Source organism: Herminiimonas sp. GW821-FHT09C12, from assembly GCF_059416385.1.
Genome location: NZ_JBWKPC010000001.1, coordinates 1,872,470 through 1,894,045, shown reverse-complemented (window position 1 = coordinate 1,894,045; position 21,576 = coordinate 1,872,470). Strand labels below are relative to the sequence as shown.

Here is a 21,576-nt window from a genome sequence, read left to right as displayed (position 1 = left end):
CCACATGTAGCGTTTGCAAGCTACCCGGAAGCATTTACAAAATAACCGTAAAACACTCGTAAGTCATTGATTTTTAGCAAATAAAGCATGGCCCCTGACTTGCATAGAGTAAGGCAGGCACTTTCGCCGTTAATCGAAAATTTCGCAAAAGGAGAATGCTATGAATTGGGACGTTATCGCAGGTAACTGGAAGCAACTCAAAGGCAATGTGAAAGAACAGTGGGGCAAACTCACTGACGATCACCTCGATACGATTGCCGGAAAGCGCGACCAGCTCGCAGGAAAAATTCAAGAAGCTTACGGCGTCAGCAAAGATGAAGCTGAAAAGCAAATCAAGTCATTCGAAGAACGTAATCGCAATGACAAACGCTTTATGTAAGGTCGATGAGTAGAAAGCACGCCATGCAACTGCATGACGTACTTCATCGACAGCTTCAATAATTTTATTCACAACAAAAAGGACACACGATGAAGAAAATCATCTCAATGATCATCATGACCACTGCCAGTGTTGGTTTCACTGCCGCTTCCCATGCAGCCTCAAGCGAGGCAAAGGCCAGCTACGACGCAACCAAGACAAGTGCAGAAGCTGATTACAAGGCAGCGCGTGCCGCATGCGACAGCATGAAAGGTAACGCCAAGGATGTTTGCGTAGAAGAAGCCAAGGCGGCGCAAGTGAAAACGACAGCAGAAGCTGAGGCCACATATAAAGGCACGCCTCAAGCCCATCAACAAGCACGCATCGATATCGCTGATGCCAACTACAAGGTTGCTAAAGAAAAATGCGATGACCTTGCCGGCAACAAGAAAGATGTTTGTGTGAAAGAAGCCAAAGCAGCTCAGACAACTGAAGTGGCTGACGCAAAAGCAGCAAAAGCTGCCAAATAATCCGATACCTACACAGGCAGCATCTTCGCAAGATGCCTAATTAACTGAAACTGGTCGTGCGGCCTTGGCAAGACTTCTTGCCGAGGCCGCACTCTTATTGCGTAGCTGAATCAGCCAGGATGAATCATGTCTTGCGGTTTCACCCAGAGGTCGAATTCTTCGCTTGTGACAAATCCCAGTGCAATCGCCGTTTCCTTCAAATTAGTGCCATCGTGATGCGCCTGCTTGGCGATCTTTGCAGCTTTGTCGTAACCGATATGCGGTGCCAGTGCCGTCACCAGCATCAAAGAACGCTCCATCAAATCGGAAATGCGATCACGATTCGCCACTATGCCCTGCGCGCAATGTTCATCGAAGCTGTGTATGCCATCCGTCAACAGACGCACGCTTTGCAAAAAATTGTGCACCATCAAGGGCTTGAACACATTCAATTCAAAATTGCCGGAAGCACCACCGAAGTTGATTGCGACATCGTTGCCAAATACCTGACAACACAACATCGTCACCGCTTCGCTTTGCGTCGGATTGACCTTGCCCGGCATGATGGAACTACCCGGTTCGTTTTCTGGAATACTCAATTCACCCAGACCGGAACGCGGACCAGACGCCAGCCAGCGTACATCGTTAGCGATTTTCATCATCGTTGCCGCCAACGTCTTCAAGCCGCCATGCACACTGACCATGGCGTCGTGTGCTGCTAATGATGCGAATTTGTTCGCTGCGCTTTTGAAACTCAAACCGGTGCGCTTGGTCAATTCAGCCGCTACACGCTCACCAAACTCTGGATGCGTATTCAAACCGGTACCGACCGCTGTGCCGCCTACAGCCAGCTCCTGCAAAGGCGACAGCAAGACTGCGATGCTGCATGCAGAATGTTCCAGCTGCGCTGCATAACCAGAGAACTCCTGCCCCAGCGTGAGCGGTGTCGCATCCTGCAGATGCGTACGCCCGATCTTGACGATATCGGCAAACTCGCTCGCCTTGCTATTGAGCGTGCGATGCAGGCTCTGCGTCGCCGGCAACAATTTATTAACTACGGCCAGACTGGCGGCCACATACATCGCTGTAGGAAAAATATCGTTGGATGATTGACCTAGATTGACGTCATCGTTCGGATGAACCAGACGCTTCTCGCCACGTTCGCCACCCAGCAATTCGGATGCGCGATTCGCCAGCACTTCATTCATATTCATATTGCTCTGTGTGCCGGAGCCGGTTTGCCACACCGCGAGCGGGAATTCATGCGGATATTTGCCAGCGATGACTTCTTCCGCCGCATTCGCTATCGCCTGCGCTTTTTCCTTGCTCAACTTACCCAAAGCCAGATTCACCACGGCTGCAGCGCGTTTGACTTCAGCCAGCGCCACGATCAATTCCTGCGGCATCTTCTCGGTGGATATTTTGAAATGTTCGAGCGAACGCTGCGTTTGCGCCCCCCACAAGCGTTGGTTTTCCACTTCTATAGGGCCGAATGTGTCGCGTTCTATACGTGTCGTCATGAGGTGATCCTGATTTATCAAGTGAAGGAATAACTCTACTGAAAAATATCCTGATGCGTATGGCGTCCGGCTGAGCATGCTTTGCTACGTCATGCATACGATATCAGACAGCAACAAACGCATATTGATATTCAAAAAAATTAGACTGAATCTGTTTTTACTTATCTTAGAATCTTATTGCAATACATCAACTTTTGCCTATATCGCTTGCACTGCATCCACGCACATTAGGCAATGACCTGTGCCTTACCCCTGTTTGCACCTAACGCATTAATCGAAGCGATCTCCGCATGGAACGTATCATCCGCAAAGTGCATGGCACCAACCTGAGTCTGCTACAGGCTGGCATCACTGCGCTTGTTGCGCCTATTGCCAACAGTGTACGCAAGCATCTCGCTGGCAAGAAAAACGCCTATTTAAGCGATTCGACTGCGGATAGCCTGCTGTCGGCTGACAAGATAGTCTGGGTATTACGTATTCCGGACGGTCAGGTAGTTTATGCCAGCAAAACCGTAGAACCGCTTTATGGCAACTCACCAGAACGCTTCTATGCTCATTCCAATTTGTGGCTAGAGAATACGGCACCGTCAGATAGAGAACAGGCACGCGCCATCCTGACGACTATCACGCAAGAACAACATCAAACCTTGCGCCTGCGCATCAACCGCGCAGATGGCAGTCCACGCTGGATCGAATACCACGCACATTTCATCCCCGACACGGATGGTCGCAGCGGCCATGTCAAGTTGATCGGTACCGATATCACCACCCGCCATCATCTGGAAATCGCTCTTGCGCGCAGCAATCGCGCTCTACGTGCAATACAAGATTGCGAAGGCATCATTTCAGATGCAGCAGACGAGAATGCACTGCTGCAAGGGATTTGCGATGTGGTCACCGCCACCGGTTATCGCATGGCGTGGGCAGGCATACTGGCCAAGGATGGTGCGATCGTGCCTATAGGCCTGACGCAGGAACACCAAGGTTATCTCGACGCGCTGAAAATCCCATTGCAAGCCGGCGGCAAAGGCACCATCGCCATCAACAAGGCTCTACAAACCAAACGCCCTGCCGTCGCCAATTATTTTGCCAACGACACCAGTCCGACACCTTGGCGCGAAGAGGCAATGAAACGCGGCTTCTACTCCAAACTCGTGCTGCCCATGGGCGATGGTGATGCCATCATCGGCGTATTCAACGTTTATGCATCGGAGCCTGATGCCTTCGATGCACAGGAAGTCGCCTTGCTGGTCAATCTGGCACAACGCGTCACGGTAGAAATCCGCGCACATCGTGATCGCAATGGTAGACAAGCAGCAGAAGCAGCATTACGTCTGCGCGAACGTGCGATTGAATGCAGCGCCAATGCCGTGATCATTTCCAGCGCCCGTGCACCTGATTTCGCCATCGAATATGTGAATCCAGCATTTGAACGCATCACCGGCTATACCGCAGAAGAAGCCATAGGTCGCAGCAGCAATTTTTTGCTGGGCAACGACCACGAACAACCCGGCCTGCATGAAATACGCGTGGCACTCACAGAAAAGCGTGAAGGCAAGGCCGTGTTACGCAACTATCGCAAGGATGGCTCCCTGTTCTGGAATGATCTCTACATCGCTCCCGTCACCGATGACGATGGCAAGACCACCCACTTCGTCGCAGCCATGAGCGACATCACGCCGATGAAGCAGTACGAAACAACGCTGCATCGTTTAGCCAGCCACGACGTATTGACCGGCTTGCCGAATCGCGCGCTACTGCAAGACAGACTGGAAAACGCCATCGCCTATTCCTCCAGAAATGGACATGGTGTCTGGGTAGTGCTGGTCGATCTGGATCGCTTCAAGTTCGTCAACGACACCATGGGCCATCAAGCCGGCGACGTTTTGCTAAAGATCATCTCGGACCGTCTACAGGCATCGGTACGCGAATCCGACACCGTCGCCCGATTGGGCGGCGACGAATTCGTATTGGTGTTACCGGAATGTGGCGACGCACCATCCGATGTCATCCAACGCATCATGGAAGCAGTCGTCAAACCGCTCACAATACAAGGCAGCGAATTCTTTCTGAGCTGCAGCATGGGGATCGCCGTTTATCCCAACGATGGCGCCGATCCGACCACGCTGATCGCACATGCCGATGTCGCCATGTATAGATCCAAGGAATTGGGGCGCAACAACTTCCAGTTCTACACGCCGGCGATGAACGATCAGGCGCTGGAACGTCTGCGCATAGAGAGAGAATTGCGCCATGCGATAGAGCTCAATGAACTGGTTCTGCACTACCAACCGCAAGTCGATCTGCACAGCGGTGCCATCGTCGGGCTGGAAGCATTGGTGCGCTGGAATCATCCTATCCTCGGCATGGTTCAACCCGGCAGCTTCATCAGTCTGGCGGAAGAAACCGGCCTCATCATTCCTATCGGCGCATGGGTCTTGCAAACTGCTTGCAAACAAGCCAAGGCATGGCATGAGATGGGGTTTACCAATCTGCGCATCGCAGTCAATCTATCCGCGAGACAATTCACGCAAGCCAGCTTGCTGGAATCGATCACGACGACGTTGCAAGAAACAGGATTGGCTCCACACTTCCTGGAAATAGAATTGACCGAGAGTTCAGTGATGGCCGATATCGAACGCAATATCCTGACCTTGCACGATCTCAAGTCCTTGGGCATACAACTATCGGTAGACGATTTCGGCACCGGACATTCCAGCCTTGCTTATCTGAAGCGCTTCCCTATCGATACCTTGAAGATAGACCGTTCCTTCGTGCGCGATATCGCTATCAATCAAGACGATGCATCCATCGTCTCATCCATCATTTCTCTCGCACACAATCTGAAATTGAACGTGATTGCAGAAGGCGTAGAGACAGAAAGCCAGATGGATATTCTGCGCGAACAAGGTTGCAATGAAATGCAGGGGTATTACTTCTGCAAACCTCTCCCTTCTGATCAAATCGAATCTCTGCTCTTAAATGAACGCATGGATCGCACTGCTGCGCTCGTGCACTAGCAACCATCCTCTCCATCTTCGCAGCGCATTTTTCGCATGTGCTTATACCAAAATCGGCTTATGCGAAAACCGATGATCCATCGACGAAGAGATTCGTTCCGTTAAGTCTTGCGAGTCGTTAATCTTATTCCTGACAACGATAAGGCTTGAGCGATTGCATCAACGCGGCTTGTGTGATCGATGTACGCGCAAGCGTAAATCGTCCTCTAGAAGTCGCCTCCGGCAATCTCAAATCTGATACGAATTTCCCACCGCACGACACTGTATTCAAGTGTCTGGTTTCACTATTCAAGGTAGAACATGGATCGTAGAATTTTTATCAAAAGCACTGCATTGCTTTCTCTGGCTGGCCTGGCATCGGGCGTTTCCCTCTCCGCTCATGCAGCAAACGCCCCTGAAGAAATTCGTCTCGACTATGCGTACTACTCGCCGACCAGTCTGGTACTGAAGCACTTCGGCTGGCTGGAAGAGCAAGTCAAATCCAGTGGCATCAAAGTCAAATGGACGCTGTCGCAAGGTAGCAACCGCGCGCTGGAATATCTGAGCGCCAATAGCATCGATTTCGGCAGTACAGCCGGTCTGGCTGCGGTCTTGTCTCGCGCCAACGGCAATCCGATCAAGAGTATCTATGTGTATTCGCGTCCTGAGTGGACTGCACTCTTAGTGCCAAAAGATTCACCGATCAAAACCGTAGCGGACCTCAAAGGCAAAAAAATCGCTGCCACCAAAGGCACCGATCCTTACCTCTTCCTGTTGCGCACATTGAAAGCGAATGGCATCAAGAAATCCGATGTGGAAATCGTCCACCTGCAACACGCCGATGGTCGTGCCGCACTGGAAAGCGGTCGCATCGATGCATGGGCCGGTCTCGACCCACACATGGCTTCCAGCGAATTGCAAGCAGGTTCACGCCTCTTGTATCGCAATGTCGCCTTCAATACCTACGGCTTCCTGAACGTGACGGAAGACTTTGCGAAGAAATATCCTGAGCAAGTGAAGCAAGTATTGATCGCTTATGAACGCGCACGCCAGTGGATCTTGGCCAATCCGCGTGAAGCTTCGCAAATTCAAGCCGACGAAGCAAAGATTTCTCTCGCTGTCGCCAAAGTGCAATTGAACCGTACTGACTTCTCCAATCCATATATCGGCCGTGAACATCGCGAGGCACTGCAAGCCGCAGCGCCGATTCTGTTGCAGGAAGACCTGGTTAAAAAAGGAACGGACTTGAACAAGGTCATCAACGATTTGATCGATCCTAGTTTTGTGCAAGCAATCGCCACGAAGAAAACACCAGCCTGATCGCGTAAAGGAAATTTTTCGTCATGGATAACAGTCGCAGCGCCTCCTTCATTCCTGCCACGATCAACGGTGGCCACACCTTGAGATCGCAAGTGCTGGCGAATAAAGCCGTCACGTCAACTGAAGTGCATCAAGCTGCGACTGTCTCTCAACCTTCATCTAAATCTCCAAGTCTGGCCTGGCTAGGCTGGATCTTGCCGATTACCGTACTCGGCTTTGTCGAGCTGGCTGCGCATCTGGGCTGGATACAGGCAAGGCTGTTGCCACCGCCATCCGAAATCGTGCAAACCTTGTCCGCTTTGGTCGAGCAAGGTTTGTTCGTTCATATAGGTGCAAGTGTGGCGCGCGTGTTTTCCGGTTATGCGATAGGTGCAGCACTGGCGATACTGTTCGGCCTGTTCGTTGGCTTGAGCAAACATGCAGAAGCTTTCTTTGAACCGACTTTCCAGGCCTTGCGCGCTATTCCCAGTCTGGCCTGGGTACCACTTTTACTGCTGTGGTTCGGCATAGATGAAACGCCCAAGATCACACTGATCGCCATCGGCGCCTTCTTCCCTATCTATCTTGGCTTGGTATCCGGCATACGCAATGTCGATCGCAAGTTAATCGAGCTGGGAGAAATCTACGGTTTGTCTGCACCATCGCTGGCGCGCCGCATCGTATTGCCGGCTGCATTGCCGAGCTTGTTCACCGGCTTGCGCAATGGCTTGTCATTGGCGTGGATGTTCCTGGTTGCAGCAGAGTTGATCGCCGCTACCAAAGGCATAGGCTATCTGCTGACAGATGGTAGAGAAACCAGTCGTCCTGATGTGGTGCTGGCTGCGATTTTCCTGCTCGCTGTTTTCGGCAAGCTGACCGACGGTTTGTTGAAGTGGCTGGAAACACGCAAGCTGGCCTGGTCCGATTCACTCGCCACACGTACGGTTTGAGGTTGATGCAATGAGCGTTTTACTCGACCTCCATGTACGCGATAAAAGCTTTGGCGAGCGTTCTGTTTTACGGAATGTATCGCTGAGCTTGCGCGCTGGTGAAATCGTCAGTCTGGTCGGCAAATCCGGTTGCGGCAAAAGTACTCTGCTGCGTCTGATCGCCGGACTGGACAGACATTACAACGGCCAGATCCATCTGGATGGAAAAAAACTCGACGGCGTCACGCAAGACATCGGTCTCATTTTTCAGGAACCACGTCTATTGCCGTGGCTAAGCGTGGCAGAAAACGTAGGCTTCAATCGTCCAGATCAGAATCGTACGCAAGCCAATGCCCATCCGCACGTGCAAGCCTTGCTACGTGAAGTCGGCTTGAGCGAGGCCATCGATTATCTGCCCAAGCAATTGTCTGGCGGCATGGCGCAACGTGCTGCGATTGCACGCGGCTTATTCAACCAGCCACGTCTGTTGCTGCTGGATGAACCCTTCTCCGCAGTCGATGCATTCACTCGCATGCGCTTGCAGGATCTATTGCTAACGCTGGCCGCTGAACACAACTTCGCCGTGTTGCTGGTGACGCACGATATTGATGAAGCGGCGTATCTCAGTAATCGCGTGTTGACGATGGGCCAGGGTGACATCATCGACGACACCACCATTGCACTCGCACGTCCACGCAATCGCCATTCGGAAGCATTGGCCAGAGCACGCGACGACATACTAAAAGTACTGGAAGAAATTCACGCCATCTAATCGGCAACAACATTCAACACAGGGAGAATTTTATGAAAAACATTTCCAATCTTCGCCGCAAGCTGATTGCCTTGCTCGCACTGACACCACTGCTCGCCGTTCCTGCGCATGCGCAAAAAGCCGGCGACACCGTACGCATCGGCTATCAAAAATCATCGACCTTGATCACTGTCTTGAAAACACGCGGCACACTGGAGCAGCGTTTGGGTGCATTGGGCGTCAAGGTGACTTGGCATGAATTCGCCAGCGGCCTGCCCTTGCTGGAAGCGTTGAACGTAGGCGCAATCGACGTATCCGCTGATGTGGCCGATACCGTGCCAGTGTTCGCACAAGCTGCCGGCGCACAACTGACTTACATCGCACAAGAATCACCATCGCCAAGCGCACAAGCGATAGTCGTCAAGGCTAACTCGCCTATCAAAACACTGGCCGATCTGCGCGGCAAACGCGTAGGCTTTGCCAAGGCAGCGGGCGCACATTACCTGCTGATCGCAGCATTGGAAAAAGCCGGTTTGTCCTTGAAGGACATCCAACTCGCCTACCTCGCCCCTGCCGATGGCCGCGCCGCTTTCGAACGTGAAGCCATAGATGCATGGGTGATCTGGGATCCATTCCTGGCTGCAGTAGAACGTCAATCGCAAGTCCGCGTGCTGACAGATGGTCGCGGTCTGGCCGATTATCAACGCTACTACCTGGCATCGACACCTTTCGCCAAAGCACGTCCTGAAGTTGTGAAAGTCATCGTTGACTCGCTGCAGGAAACCGGCAAATGGGTCAAGCAATCGCCGCGTGAAGCAGCCAATCTGCTCGCACCAGTATGGGGTCTGGATGTCGCCACGGTTGAACAAGCGAATGCACGCCGTAGCTATGAAGTTCGCTCCGTTCTAACGGAACGTCTGGGCGAACAACAAAAAATTGCCGATGCATTTCTAGCCGAAGGTTTGTTGCCTAAGAAAGTCAACGCGACTGCCGTACCGGTTTTTTAATTCGCTGTTTTACTTCACGCATTTAAATTCACCTTCAATGCGCGCTACACACGTATGGGAATAGTCAGATCATGGGTCAATTACTGAAACTGGGCGAACTGCCGCAAACGCAAGCTGCGCCGACTTATACGCCGGCACATCTGGTGCAACGCGATTTCGGCGCATTAACGGATGCGGTTGAAAAAACAGCGGCAGCGCTGGCGCTCACCGCCACCGAGCGCGACCGCAGCGGCGGCACCGCATGGGTAGAGCGGCAAGTATTGCGTGACAGCGGTTTGTTGAAACTAGCCGTCCCTGCCGCCTTTGGCGGGCCGGAAACCCCATGGCCGACTATTTACCAAATCATCCGTCGCTTCGCTGAAGTCGATAGCTCGCTCGCGCATCTATTCGGCTTCCAGCATTTACAAGTTGCCAGCGTTGCCCTGTTCGGCAATCCAGAACAAAAAGCCTTGTATCTGGGAAAAACCGTCAGTGAAAACTGGTTCTGGGGCAATGCCACCAATGGGCTGGATACGCGCGCCACTTTGGTATGGCGTGAAGGCGACAATAAGGATGATGGTTACTATGAGCTGAACGGTATCAAATCGTTTTGCTCAGGCGCTACCGGTTCCGACATGCTCAACATCACCGCACCGCGTTCCGCCGATCCATCTGATCGTGTCTTCCTGTCGATTCCTACCAATCGTGCCGGCGTTAAGGTACTCGACGATTGGGACAATCTCGGCCAGCGTCAAACCGATAGCGGCTCCGTCACTTTCGACAAGGTGCGTGTGGAACGCAATGAAGTACTCGGACCACCAGGCACATCCGGTACGCCACGCGCCACCTTGCGCACGCTGGTATCGCAATTAATCCTGATCGAGATTTATATCGGCAATGCACAAGGCGCATTGTTGAACGCATGGAAGTACACACACGAACAAGGTCGCCCGTGGTTTACCTCAGGTGTAGAACGTGCCATCGACGATCCATTCACCCAACAACATTATGGTGACTTGCGCATTGCCTTGCGCGGTGCAATTGCATTGGCAGAAGATGCTGCCGCACAATTGCAGCATGCGTGGGATCGCGGCGATGCCTTGACGGCAGAAGAGCGCGGTGTACTGGCAGTGAACATCTATGAAACCAAGATAGTCGCTGCGCGTGCCGCACTTGATATCACAGCCAAAATTTTTGAAGTCATGGGCGCGCGCGCGACTGCTGCCAAATACGGCTTCGACCGTTACTGGCGCAATGTCCGCGTACACACACTGCACGATTCACTGGATTACAAATTGAAGGATGTCGGTCAGTGGGTATTGACCGGTGAAGTTCCTACACCATCCATCTATTCCTGATTGTTCGTACTCAAGGCTGTTTCTTATCGAAGTCAGCCTTGAGTTCATCCACCAGCGTATCTGGCACGTAATGCGGCCCGTCAAATAAATACACCTGGCGCGCACCATAAGTATTGAGTTGAGGCAGCAATTCGGCAACAGTCGCAGCACGGAAACCGCCGCCCACTTGCGGCCGGAAAGCTTCGACAATCACACGTACGCGATCCTTGCCCAAACGGTTTTCCAAAGCATTCAGGTAATCGACGGCTACTCGCGCTTCACGTGCATGCACACCGACACCATCCTGAAAAAATACACCCACATCTTTGGGTAACCAGGATGCCAGCCATTTTGCTACATCATCCGGCCCGACATTAGCACTGTCGTAGACACTGATCCATAAAGGGCGTGGTAATTTTTCCAGAATAGGTATCAGTTTGCTGGCATTGTCCCAAGTCGGATCTATCTCTACCGGAAAATACCAGCCAACCACATTCAATGGCGTCGGTAATTTTGCCAATCGGGCAGACAATGCGCCCAGCTCATCCAGATTGGCACGTGCTTTGTTTTCATCAAAATATCCAGCCAAGCCGAGTATGACTTCACGCGCCCACGGCTCACCGGCAATGCGTTTCCAGTCAGGTAATTGTGGCGCAGCAGTAATCCCGGCATCGGCAACAAAAGCCAGATTATCAACGGCAGTCCACTGAATCAGTAATTGATGCGCCCCGATCTGATCCCACTTGCCTTTAGGGGATATCGTCGCGTTTTCAGGCTGCCAAACAACGCCTGTAATGGAGGCAGCAAAACTACTGCTGATGCCAATACTCATGAACAACATCAGCAGGCTGCAGCGCAAGAATGTGCGAGAACCGCGCGGCGCTGGCATGGAAGCATCTGCAAATTGCATATTCATTCCCCACCGAACAAAGAAAGCCATTGTGCGCTCTTTGTGCGATGGACGAAATATGTAGAAGAAATCGCACCGTCACTCATGCGCTTCAAACAACATGCTCATCAGTAATAAAACGTCGTGCGTAGAACCACACCTTTGGCACGCTCATCTCCCGATATTCTGAAACGATACTGAAGTGAAAAATCAACATAAGACTGCGGTGCCTTGTAGTGATCCTGACGATACCAATAACGAACATTCACACCAGGGCCGGCTCCCACCGCAGTTTTTTCGGCAGGTACTCTTAATGTCGAATTGAAATCCGAACCGATAACAAAATGCGGCGTGATGGTCAGGTTCGGGTTGATGTCATCCAGCCGATAGCTGCGTCCAAGCTGGCCTTCAAAAATAGAATACGTTTGCTTCTGGTCTATATAACGACCTAGCTCGCCAAATATCTGCCCGGTCCACCAGCTAGGTTTATCGACGCGTGGATCGGTACCAAAAGAATTCGAATACGCCAGTCGCGCCAACCAGTCACCATCGCCCGAAGCCGAACCTATCTTGATCTGGCGCTGCAAGGCCACTATCACATTCGTCTCGCTGAACGGCTTCCAGCGCACACCCACACCGCCCTGTGCGGTAGGTGCGCCGGTAAGCGCTTTGTCTTTGCTGTACACCGTTTCAAACAGACTGGCATACACCTCTATCGGTCGTCCACTACGATAACCGAATGGCCGCCAGTACACTTCGCCACCTATCTGCGCAGTATTATTCGTACCGCTAGGCGCAATCCCCGAACCAGGTTGCAGGCTGGAGCCGCGATAATTCAACGATGCTACTGCACCCCAGCTACGCTCAAGGTCGGCAATCGCACGCCGGGTTTCAAACAGCTGTTGCGGTGCCATCGCAATATCACCCTTGTCCACCGCATCCACAGTGCGTCTGAAGTAAGTCGTGGCATCTGGATCACGATGTGCATTCAACGCTGCATAACCGGTATCTGGTATTGCATTGGGTGGCAGACTGCCATCCCGATAAGATTGATCAAACAAAGTGAAAGCACCCAGGCTGTCACCGGCAGATGCGGCCAGATAAGCCAACTCAACCTTGGACATGCCATCGAAGGCACCTGCCTCCGATGCTGTATTGAAACGCTGGCGTGCCTCGCTTCGTCTGCCCAACTTGGACAGCATTTCGATTTGCAAAGGCAGCGATGCATCATTCGACGCCAGCACTTGATTGAAATCTTCTTCAGCCAATTGCGTTTTATCCAAGGCTAGACGCACACGCCCTCTTTGCGCACGTAATTCCGGGTCACGATTGCCTTTATCCAGTGCCAGTGTCGCCTCACGTTCGGCCTCGGCCAATTGACCATCGCGGCTCAGGATATCTACCAGCAGTAATTGATATGCAGAATTGTCAGGTGACAACTGCAATGCCTCGCGTGCCTTACTCAATGCCAATGGATAATCGCGCTTGGTCAATGCTTTATAAGCAGCGTCAGCACTGGCATAAGCCGGATCAGCAGGCGCAGCACCCGGTACCAGACTGCAGACTTCACCGTTAGTCGCGCTGCGACAGCGCAAGACCGGTGGCTGCATGGTTTTGTTTGTCGCGACAGTACCTTGTCGTGCCAGACGCAAACGCATTTCGGCGGCACTACGCTTGCGTGCTGCTACGGCTGCGTTTCCATCTAGAGTCTGCAAGACTTCCAATGTTGCATTCGGCTCACCTGCACTCAAGCCGGCATCGGCAACGATCAGGCGTAGGTTCACCCTTTCTTCCGTCGTCAATTCACTGCGCATGGACAGCGCTTTTTCAAAATCAGCAATCGCGGCCGCCCGCTGCCCCATACGCTGCTTGATATAGCCGCGCCAGATCAGTGGTACCGGATCATCAACTTTCTGCAGCAGTGGCTCCAAGGCTTGCTCTGCTTCTTCCAGCCGATTCGCACTCAGCAGGGATTGCACCAGCAACAAACGATATATCCTTTTCTCTGGCGCATACGCTACGGCACGATGCGCTGAGGAAATCGCTTTAGGGAAATTCTGCTGCTCCAAGGCTTGATAAATTGCAGCACCTGCTTGCGCGGCGATATTCTGATTTACCACTACACGTTGACCCACCAAGGATGCGGTGGCACCGAAACGATGAATTGCCTCAATCACGGTTTTTTCTGCTTCTGCATAGCGTTGTGCTGCAATCTGAGAATTAATCAACAGAGTCCAGTACGACTCATTTGCAGGAGCCAGCCGCACCGCATTTTGCGCATCACTGATTGCTGTCTCGTAATCTTGCTTTGCATACGCCTTGTAAGCCTTGTCGGCCGCCGCGTATGCCGGATTGGCTGCACTAGCTGGTTTGCCTGTCACAACCTTCGGTGCGGTCGCTCCCTTCGCCTGATTCTTTTGCGCCTCTTCTGCTTGCACAAGCAATTGTTTCAACCTGAGCACATCCGGACGCAAGCGCGCTGCTTCACGCGCCTGTCGCACAGCCTCTGCATAATCGCCACGGGCATATGCCTTGTAAGCAGCATCTGCAATGTCATAAGCAGGCCCGCTCAGTGGTAGCTCGGATTCTTGCGCGTCGACGCTCGCGATCATCCCTGCATTCATTAACAGTAAAAAAAGAAGATTTATTTTTTTCATTCATGGCCCTTTTTATACTGCTTGTAGGCGACGCTGTTCTTCCACTACCTGTTCAATCACATTACGCTCAATCACATGACAATCGACTAAATAATCACCGATACGACCATGCTCCTCCGGACGATATGCATCCATCACCGCGTCAAAAGTCTCGCGCTTTACCAATCCGCGCTCTATCAATAAATCACCCAGCAGAGGTACACCGGAGGCACCGTTCTCAAGCGTTTTGAAGGCATCACTTTCACCACGTAGCACACGCAGACCTGCGGCGATTTCGCTATCACGTGCAATACGTTGTGCTGGATCCTGACCGAACAGTATTGATAGCTCCTGCATCGACTTTGTAGAAAGCGGAGCAGAAACCGCAACCATAGGGCGTTGTCGCACATCATTACCAACATACAGCATGCGCATGCGTACACATAATTCTTGCGGTACATAACCCGCATACTTTTCAATCAGCTCTGCATTGATATGCACACGCGGCAGGTCGGCCTGGAAGGCAATTGCTTCGGCCAAGGTTTCTTCATCCAGCCAGCCATGAGAGATTAGTATCCGTCCCAAAGGCATCTGTGTTTTTTCACGCTCATCCAAAGCATCGCTGATCTTCTCTTCATCAACGGCTTGCCACGCAGTGAGCACTTCTCCCAGGAGCTGCCGCTTCTGCACCAATTGCGAAGTCGATGGGAAATCGTGCATGGTCTTATCCCACACCATATTTTTCCCCATCAGCATGTAGCCGGAAAATAGTTTCCACGCCCGACATACCGCCATAAAGTTGATGATATTTCCGACTACCATGCGCGGGATGGACATCAAGCCATGTTCCCAGCCATACAGACGAGTCACAAAATAAAAGCGCTGGATGATACGCAAGGCCAAGGCAAACAAGATGAACTGCGCAACCCACTGCAACCAGCTGTACTGCAGAAAGAGGCTGGGAAACTCCATAGTCCATATACCGGCCAGATGCGCCAGGTAAAACAAAATGAATTGAAGAAACAAGATATAAGCCACGACACTGACGATAGATGTCAGTATCCCTTTGCGGTCGCGGAACAATAGATATCTATGTGCGAAAGAGCCACGCCATCCCATCTGCTCCCAGTTCTGCATGCTGATGCCTAGTACCCAGCGCGCCTTTTGTCGATAAGAGGTACGGAAAGTATCAGGGAAAAACTCACGTACACATAAGGGCATACGAATAATGCGTTCCTTATCCGGCCCCAGACCAAACCAGCGGCGCCCGCGCGTCAGGAAATCCACCGGGAACAAGGCAAAGATAGATTTCATACCCATCGCGGCCAGACGATTACCAACGTCATAATCTTCGGTCAGGCTTTCGGTATTGAAAGGCTGATTATTGGTTGCCGCTGCCAGCGCCAGCAATGCACGCCGTGAAAAACAAGTGCCGACGCCAGCCGATGGCACTGTACCGGTGACGCTCTCGCGCACCACCAGATCCTTGGCATGCCACTCGGCGAATTCATCCATATAGACACCTGCTACCAGCTCATACCACTCGCGTTCCAGCGAAGCCACAGGCAACTGGATCATGTCCTTGCGCGGCAGCAGATAGTTGAAAAATTTCAGTTCCAATGGATGCAACACGTCTTCACTATCGTGCAGAATGACACCAGCAAACTCGATGCCGGCTTGCTGTTCATGCAGGAAGATAGCCTGTATCACCCAGTTCAAACAATCCGCTTTGCAAGTCGGCCCGTCATGCGGTACTTCGACCCGGCGCAACTGCTTGTAACGGCGGCGCATGCGCTCCACCTCTTCTATCGTTGCACTGTCATTAACGTAGGTGCCGACAAACACCGTGTAGTTGCGATAGTCGAGCGTCGCCACCATGCTTTCTATCATCTGTGCGATCACGTCATATTCCAGCCAGGCCGGCACCATGATCGCCAAATGCTGTTCGTCACGTTCCTTGATCTGTTCTGGCGTCAGCGGTCGATAGTTTTTATTTTTTTTGATAGTGAATTTGCGATAAATTTCGCGCGTCCAATACCAGGCATCAATGAACAAATCATCCAGGCTAGAAATCAGGATGATGATCGCGATCACGACCGCGACCATCTCCAGCGCACTGTAATACTGCGCAAAAAATACCGGCCAGAATAGAGATGAAGAGCTCAAGTCATAAACCCATTAATTCGGCAGCCTTACGTCTGTTACGACGTACCTGTGCGACACGTGCAGAAATCAAAATAAAGAGGATGACGGCAATGACAATCAACCACACCCACATATAGCGCTGCCATAGCGATTGCGGATTATCTTCCAGCGCAAAACGGCTGTCGGTCGGATCATCCTTGTCGATCTGCAGCACTGGGCCAGCATCGGTCAGCACTGCGAGATTGCCATGCGCCAGGCGGAAAGAGTTATTCAGTAGTGGCATGTTTTTACCTACGGTGTAGTAACGAATACCGCTCTGACCGTTAATCTCAGCAACTTCTGCTACACCCACGCGATCCAGTCCTTTCAATTGCAGGATGGGTGTCTTCTCCGCACCATTCAATACCAGCATGCCGTCATGAATTGCAGTAGAAGCCTTGCCTTCCAGCGGCACATCCATCGCCAGGAAAGGCGTTGTCGGCTTGAGTACCTCTCCTGGTTTCAGAACCAAAAACTCCGTATGTATCGATGACAGGCCGGCAGCATCAGCCATGCGTACCGTCATCGGCAGCATAGCCACCGCATCTTTGAGCCACTCATCCTTGACGATGAGCGTACTTTCTTTCGCATAGCGCGCCGCGATACCGACAAAGTTATTACCAACTGCCATCTGTTTTAACTTCAAATGACTACCGGGGAAAATAGCGACCGGGAATGAAGTCGCAACATCGTGGCAATGCAGTTTGGAAGGCTGACGTAAAAAGGCAATGCGTATGGTGTTGTGTGCCGCCAGCGTGTAATACGGAATATCCACCGCAATACGATGCGGCTGCCCATCGACCGTCATCACGCTAGCACCCAGTAAATAGTCATTGAGAAAAATGGAAACTACCGGTGCCTCACCATTGGTGCCAGGTGCGGCCGACACATCAAACACAATCTGACTAGGCAGGCGACCGCTACCGACTAATTCGCCGATCTCAAACGTGACGGAACGTTCGCTTTTTTCCGACACTTCGATCGTGCCGTTGATGGCACCGAACTGGCTGAGTAATACAGTCGCAGCCTTTCCCCTCAGGGCTTCCGCGGTCTCTACCGTCACATCCTTGGAAGCTGCAATCGGACGCCACAAGGTATCGAATAATGCTGAGGCTTTCGCACCCCCTTTAGCCGATACCATGATCACCGGACTACCCACGAAGGAAGTAAGGCGAACCTGATCAGCAGCATTGGGTTGGTCCAGTAGGGCCACATCAGTCTTTAGCCAAGCCTGATAAATCGTGCTGGTATCAGCCGAGCTTGCCTGGATTTCCACACCCAATGCATTCATCGCATTGCGCAAAATTGTATTCAGCGCCGCATCGGCAATTACTAGATCGGCGCGGAAAGGTCCTTGATTACCGAGAATAAACAAGGCGGCGATTTCTGCATTGTTCTTGATCTTGTATTGCGTATCGCCATTCATTAACGCAGCAAAAGATGGAATTCCGCGCAGCTCAGGCGGTACGCTGATGGAAGAAAGATTAACCGTATCACCAACGGCAGGCACCGACATCCAGCGCGGCTTCTTACCGGCACGCTTCAAGGTCAAACCCATGCGCCAGGCAGTATCGTAAGCATCTACCGTCAATGCCCGACTGGACACCAGCAATACCGGATTCGGTGGCAAAGCACTCCATGCAGTCGATATTGATTTGATCGCGCTACGATCATAGCTATATGTAAAACGTGAGCTAGGCTCTACTCTTAACGCATTGCCAGGTGCGCGCTGATCACTACACATCGTCTCAGACATGACTGAAGACCAATGGATGCCAAAATGTATGAAGCCATCGCTGCGCGGCTGGCCCGAAATCGCAACGCCTTGACTAAGGTCACCTTGATCTTCTGCCAGCTTGCGTGCCACTACTGGATAGCCATCTACCGACAAAGTCATAGAAGTACGACCACCATCGGCACGCAGATAGCTGGCATCGAATTGCAAGGCAGCATTCATAATCGGTACACCAGCTGGCACTGGCAGGAATATGTCGCGTTGACTGTTGGCCCCGTCAAAAGTCATTGGCACGGACATACCCAACTCTTTCAATGTCACCTCGCGCGTCACTGACTGATCCGCCACCATTTGCTGGAAATAGCGCCCTACGCCATCCGCCGACCACGCGTTATGCGACAGCACGCACAGAGCCAGCAAGCTCATCACAGGTAACAGCATGGAGGGAGATTTTGTATTGTTATAGATGCGATTAAGTACGCGCATGATTTCCTCGTGATAAAAATTAGCTCAGGGATGCATCACCACCAGCAGTAAATTCTTCATAAGCCTTGCCCAACAAGGCACGCACGATACGTGACGAAGCATGACCATCGCCATAGGGATTAACGACATTGGAAAACTGAGTGTATTTTTTGGTGTCATCAAACAAGAGGTTGACCGCATCAACGATGCGATGCTTGCTGGTTCCTATCAGTTCCACAGTACCGGCCGCCACAGCTTCCGGACGCTCAGTCACATCACGCATGACAAGTACTGGCTTACCGAGTGATGGCGCTTCTTCCTGCACACCGCCAGAGTCCGTCAAAACCACATGCGAGAGCTGCATCAAACGTACAAACTCAAGGTAATCCAGCGGCTCAATCAAATGCACACGCGGCAAATCTGACAGCACTTGCAATACCGGACCACGGACGTTGGGATTGAGATGAACCGGATAGACAATATCGATGTCGGGACGCCTTGCCAATTCAGCCAACGCTGCGCAAATATGCGCAAAGCCGTCGCCAAAATTTTCGCGTCTATGACCTGTGACCAGCAAGATGCGCCGTTGCGGCGAGATGAAGGGAAATTTCGCATCCACCTGGCTACGCAAGGCCGCGTTTTTTTCAAGACGTTGTGCCGTCAACTGCAATGCATCAATCACAGTATTACCGGTAACGACTATGCGCCCGCCTAAATTTTCACGCAAAAGATTGTCGCGAGAACTGACTGTTGGCGCAAAAAGAAAATCACTCATCACATCAATGACACGACGATTCATTTCTTCCGGCCACGGCTGCGTCAAATCACCAGTACGCAAACCAGCTTCCACATGCCCAACCGGAATCCGACGATGAAATGCGCCGGTCGCTGCAACCATTGCGGTTGTGGTGTCGCCATGCACCAGCACTCTGTCAGGCTGTTCGCTTTCCAGAATAGGATCGAGCTTGGAAAAAATACGGGAGCATAAAGAATTGAGGGATTGATTCGGCACCATCACATCTAGATCGTGATCTGCCTTGATCTCGAATAGTGTCATCACTTGTTCCAGCATCGTCCGATGCTGACCGGTGATACACACCACCGATTCGATGCCTGCAGCCTGTTCAAGTGCGCGCACCAAGGGCGCCATCTTGATGGCTTCTGGACGTGTGCCGAAAATAGAAAGTATTTTCACGCGTAACACTATCCTCTCTAAAAATTGCCGATCTTGTACAAGATCAACAACTTATTTATTGCCACATACCATCCGTAGCATTCATGTTTTAGGGAGCGTTACCTTTATTGCCTCAAGACACTTTTTCGGGTCGAATTGCAAAAACATGTATACATGTATATCACATGACCCATATGTGATGATTGTTTATATGCCAACAATGCTTGGCATCACAACATCCACAAAGGACTAACTTCACTCCCAAAACTGACTTAATCAGTCAATAACGCCTGATACAGATACAGACATATACGTATGAGAGGGGAAAATAGATGCAGGACATGATTTCCATGCCTATACAGCTTTGCCATAAACGCAGGAATTTGAAACCGGACAATCTCGCTCATTGCGAGAAATCCATTGTTTATGAGAAATTCTCAAAAAGAATGAGAAAGTTTTGGTGACATTGAAGACCTTGCTCTGCGCGCAGCAGGTCTGTGAAGAATCTAGTGATACAACGTGATCATCACGTTAAAGATGGTTTTCCTTGGCCAAACGCTGATCGTACATCAACACAATTCCTGCCAGCACAGTCAACACAACACCGACTACACAAATCGCATGCCAACCACCTAGCTCCCACGCGAGAGAACCCAACGCTGAACCAGATGCGGCGCCAATAAAATAACTCGTCATATAAACCGCATTCAGCCGCGAGCGCGCTTCAGGTTCCAAATGCAAGACCACGTTTTGGTTGGTGATGTGCAGCCCTTGCAAGGCAAGATCAATAATCAGCATCCCAATCAGAAACCACATCAAACTGCTGGTACTAAACCAAAAGCATATCCAACTCAGCAATAACAAGAAAATACATGTCACGCTGGTCACCTGGCCCCAACCGCGATCGGCCAAACGACCGGCAATGTTGGCCATCAAGGCACCCGCAATACCAACCAGACCAACCAATCCGATACTGCCATCACTCAAGCCATGCCCCGGACCGGACAATAACAAAGCCATCGTCGAAAACAATACGCTGACTGAAGCAAACGACAGTGCCCCCATCAATGAGCGACTGCGCAAGCGAGGATAACGAGCGATCAATGCAGTCATGGAGCGCAGCACTTGTGCATAACTCACCTGCTCAGGATTACGCGATGGCGGCAGCAAAAACCACAAGGACATCGCCACCAACAGCATCGTTACACCCGCGACGCGATACACCGTGGTCCAACCACCCAACTCCGACAACAAGCCCGCTACACTACGTGCCGTCAAAATGCCGATCAACAAACCACTCATCACCAAACCAACCGCCCGCCCACTCCGCTTTGGATCAGACAAAATTGCCGCCATCGGAACCAGTATCTGCGCAGCGACAGAAAATAAACCAGCCATGATGATGCCAACAAACAGCATATTGATATTGGAAGAGAAGCCGCTAATGAACTGTCCCATCGCAGCCAATAACATCAAGGTGACTGCCAGACCACGACGCTCAAGCTTGTCACCCAAAGGCACCAGCAACACCAGGCCCAACGCATAAGACACCTGTGCCATCGTCACAGTCAACGCAGCAGTCGTCTCGCTGACATGGAGGCTGAGCGCAATCGAATGCAACAAAGGTTGATTGAAATAATTACCACCCGCGCACAAACCCGACGCCAGCGCCATCAATAACAATGCGGAGGTGTGGATATATTTATCTGAAGGAATAGCTTCAGAAGGAAGGTGATCTTTCGATGACATGGCAGAAGCTTAAAGGAAATCAGTAAAGCTTGTCCGCTAGAACAATTTGCCTACTC

At 51.6% G+C, this 21,576-nt stretch carries 15 protein-coding genes; 8 read left to right on the top strand and 7 right to left on the bottom strand.

Features of this window, described 5'->3' with window-relative positions; translation table 11 throughout:
• The first annotated feature begins 160 nt into the window (after positions 1 to 160).
• Both AC07N2_RS08925 and AC07N2_RS08920 read left to right on the top strand, forming a co-directional pair.
• Positions 161 to 379 carry a CsbD family protein gene (locus tag AC07N2_RS08925; protein WP_076593602.1) on the top strand — a complete coding sequence of 73 codons (219 nt, stop codon included), beginning with the start codon at positions 161 to 163 and terminating at the stop codon, positions 377 to 379.
• An 89-nt stretch (positions 380 to 468) separates the two neighbouring features.
• Positions 469 to 888, top strand: coding sequence for a hypothetical protein (locus tag AC07N2_RS08920; RefSeq protein WP_494777912.1), 420 nt, complete (start codon positions 469 to 471; stop codon positions 886 to 888).
• A gap of 110 nt (positions 889 to 998) precedes the next feature.
• Here the strand turns inward: AC07N2_RS08920 and fumC are convergent, their stop codons facing one another.
• The gene (gene fumC / locus AC07N2_RS08915) at positions 999 to 2,387 is read right to left on the bottom strand and encodes a class II fumarate hydratase (protein ID WP_494777911.1); all 1,389 of its coding nucleotides are present in this window, start codon (positions 2,385 to 2,387) and stop codon (positions 999 to 1,001) included.
• A 290-nt stretch (positions 2,388 to 2,677) separates the two neighbouring features.
• On the opposite strand from fumC, the gene AC07N2_RS08910 reads away from it, so the two are divergent.
• From AC07N2_RS08910 to AC07N2_RS08885, 6 genes are all read left to right on the top strand, one after another.
• Entirely contained in the window at positions 2,678 to 5,407 is a 2,730-nt protein-coding gene (locus AC07N2_RS08910; RefSeq protein WP_494777910.1) for an EAL domain-containing protein, read from the top strand.
• Positions 5,408 to 5,707: 300 nt separating this feature from the next.
• Complete coding sequence (locus AC07N2_RS08905) at positions 5,708 to 6,706, top strand: aliphatic sulfonate ABC transporter substrate-binding protein (protein WP_494777909.1); 999 nt, start codon at positions 5,708 to 5,710, stop codon at positions 6,704 to 6,706.
• Between the two features lie 23 nt (positions 6,707 to 6,729).
• Positions 6,730 to 7,635, top strand: a complete 906-nt coding sequence (locus AC07N2_RS08900) for an ABC transporter permease (protein WP_494777908.1) — start codon at positions 6,730 to 6,732, stop codon at positions 7,633 to 7,635.
• A gap of 10 nt (positions 7,636 to 7,645) precedes the next feature.
• Positions 7,646 to 8,386, top strand: coding sequence for an ABC transporter ATP-binding protein (locus tag AC07N2_RS08895; RefSeq protein ID WP_494777907.1), 741 nt, complete (start codon positions 7,646 to 7,648; stop codon positions 8,384 to 8,386).
• Between the two features lie 32 nt (positions 8,387 to 8,418).
• The gene (locus AC07N2_RS08890) at positions 8,419 to 9,372 is read left to right on the top strand and encodes an aliphatic sulfonate ABC transporter substrate-binding protein (protein WP_494777906.1); all 954 of its coding nucleotides are present in this window, start codon (positions 8,419 to 8,421) and stop codon (positions 9,370 to 9,372) included.
• 71 nt (positions 9,373 to 9,443) lie between these two features.
• Positions 9,444 to 10,709: an acyl-CoA dehydrogenase family protein gene (locus AC07N2_RS08885; RefSeq protein WP_494777905.1), complete on the top strand. Its 1,266-nt coding sequence runs from the start codon at positions 9,444 to 9,446 to the stop codon at positions 10,707 to 10,709.
• 10 nt (positions 10,710 to 10,719) lie between these two features.
• On the opposite strand, the gene AC07N2_RS08880 is transcribed toward AC07N2_RS08885, so the two are convergent.
• From AC07N2_RS08880 to AC07N2_RS08855, 6 genes are all read right to left on the bottom strand, one after another.
• Positions 10,720 to 11,598: an alpha-amylase family protein gene (locus AC07N2_RS08880; protein ID WP_494777904.1), complete on the bottom strand. Its 879-nt coding sequence runs from the start codon at positions 11,596 to 11,598 to the stop codon at positions 10,720 to 10,722.
• A gap of 107 nt (positions 11,599 to 11,705) precedes the next feature.
• A complete protein-coding gene (locus AC07N2_RS08875; protein WP_494777903.1) occupies positions 11,706 to 14,189 on the bottom strand; it encodes an NfrA family protein in 2,484 nt (827 codons plus the stop codon).
• Between the two features lie 57 nt (positions 14,190 to 14,246).
• Positions 14,247 to 16,379 (bottom strand): glycosyl transferase family protein, encoded by a 2,133-nt coding sequence (locus AC07N2_RS08870; protein WP_494777902.1) that lies wholly within the window; start codon positions 16,377 to 16,379, stop codon positions 14,247 to 14,249.
• A 1-nt stretch (position 16,380) separates the two neighbouring features.
• Positions 16,381 to 18,618: a hypothetical protein gene (locus AC07N2_RS08865; RefSeq protein WP_494777901.1), complete on the bottom strand. Its 2,238-nt coding sequence runs from the start codon at positions 18,616 to 18,618 to the stop codon at positions 16,381 to 16,383.
• Positions 18,619 to 18,637: 19 nt separating this feature from the next.
• Positions 18,638 to 19,792 carry a non-hydrolyzing UDP-N-acetylglucosamine 2-epimerase gene (gene wecB / locus AC07N2_RS08860; protein ID WP_494777900.1) on the bottom strand — a complete coding sequence of 385 codons (1,155 nt, stop codon included), beginning with the start codon at positions 19,790 to 19,792 and terminating at the stop codon, positions 18,638 to 18,640.
• Between the two features lie 510 nt (positions 19,793 to 20,302).
• Positions 20,303 to 21,520, bottom strand: coding sequence for an MFS transporter (locus AC07N2_RS08855; RefSeq protein WP_494777899.1), 1,218 nt, complete (start codon positions 21,518 to 21,520; stop codon positions 20,303 to 20,305).
• Between the last annotated feature and the right edge of the window lie 56 nt (positions 21,521 to 21,576).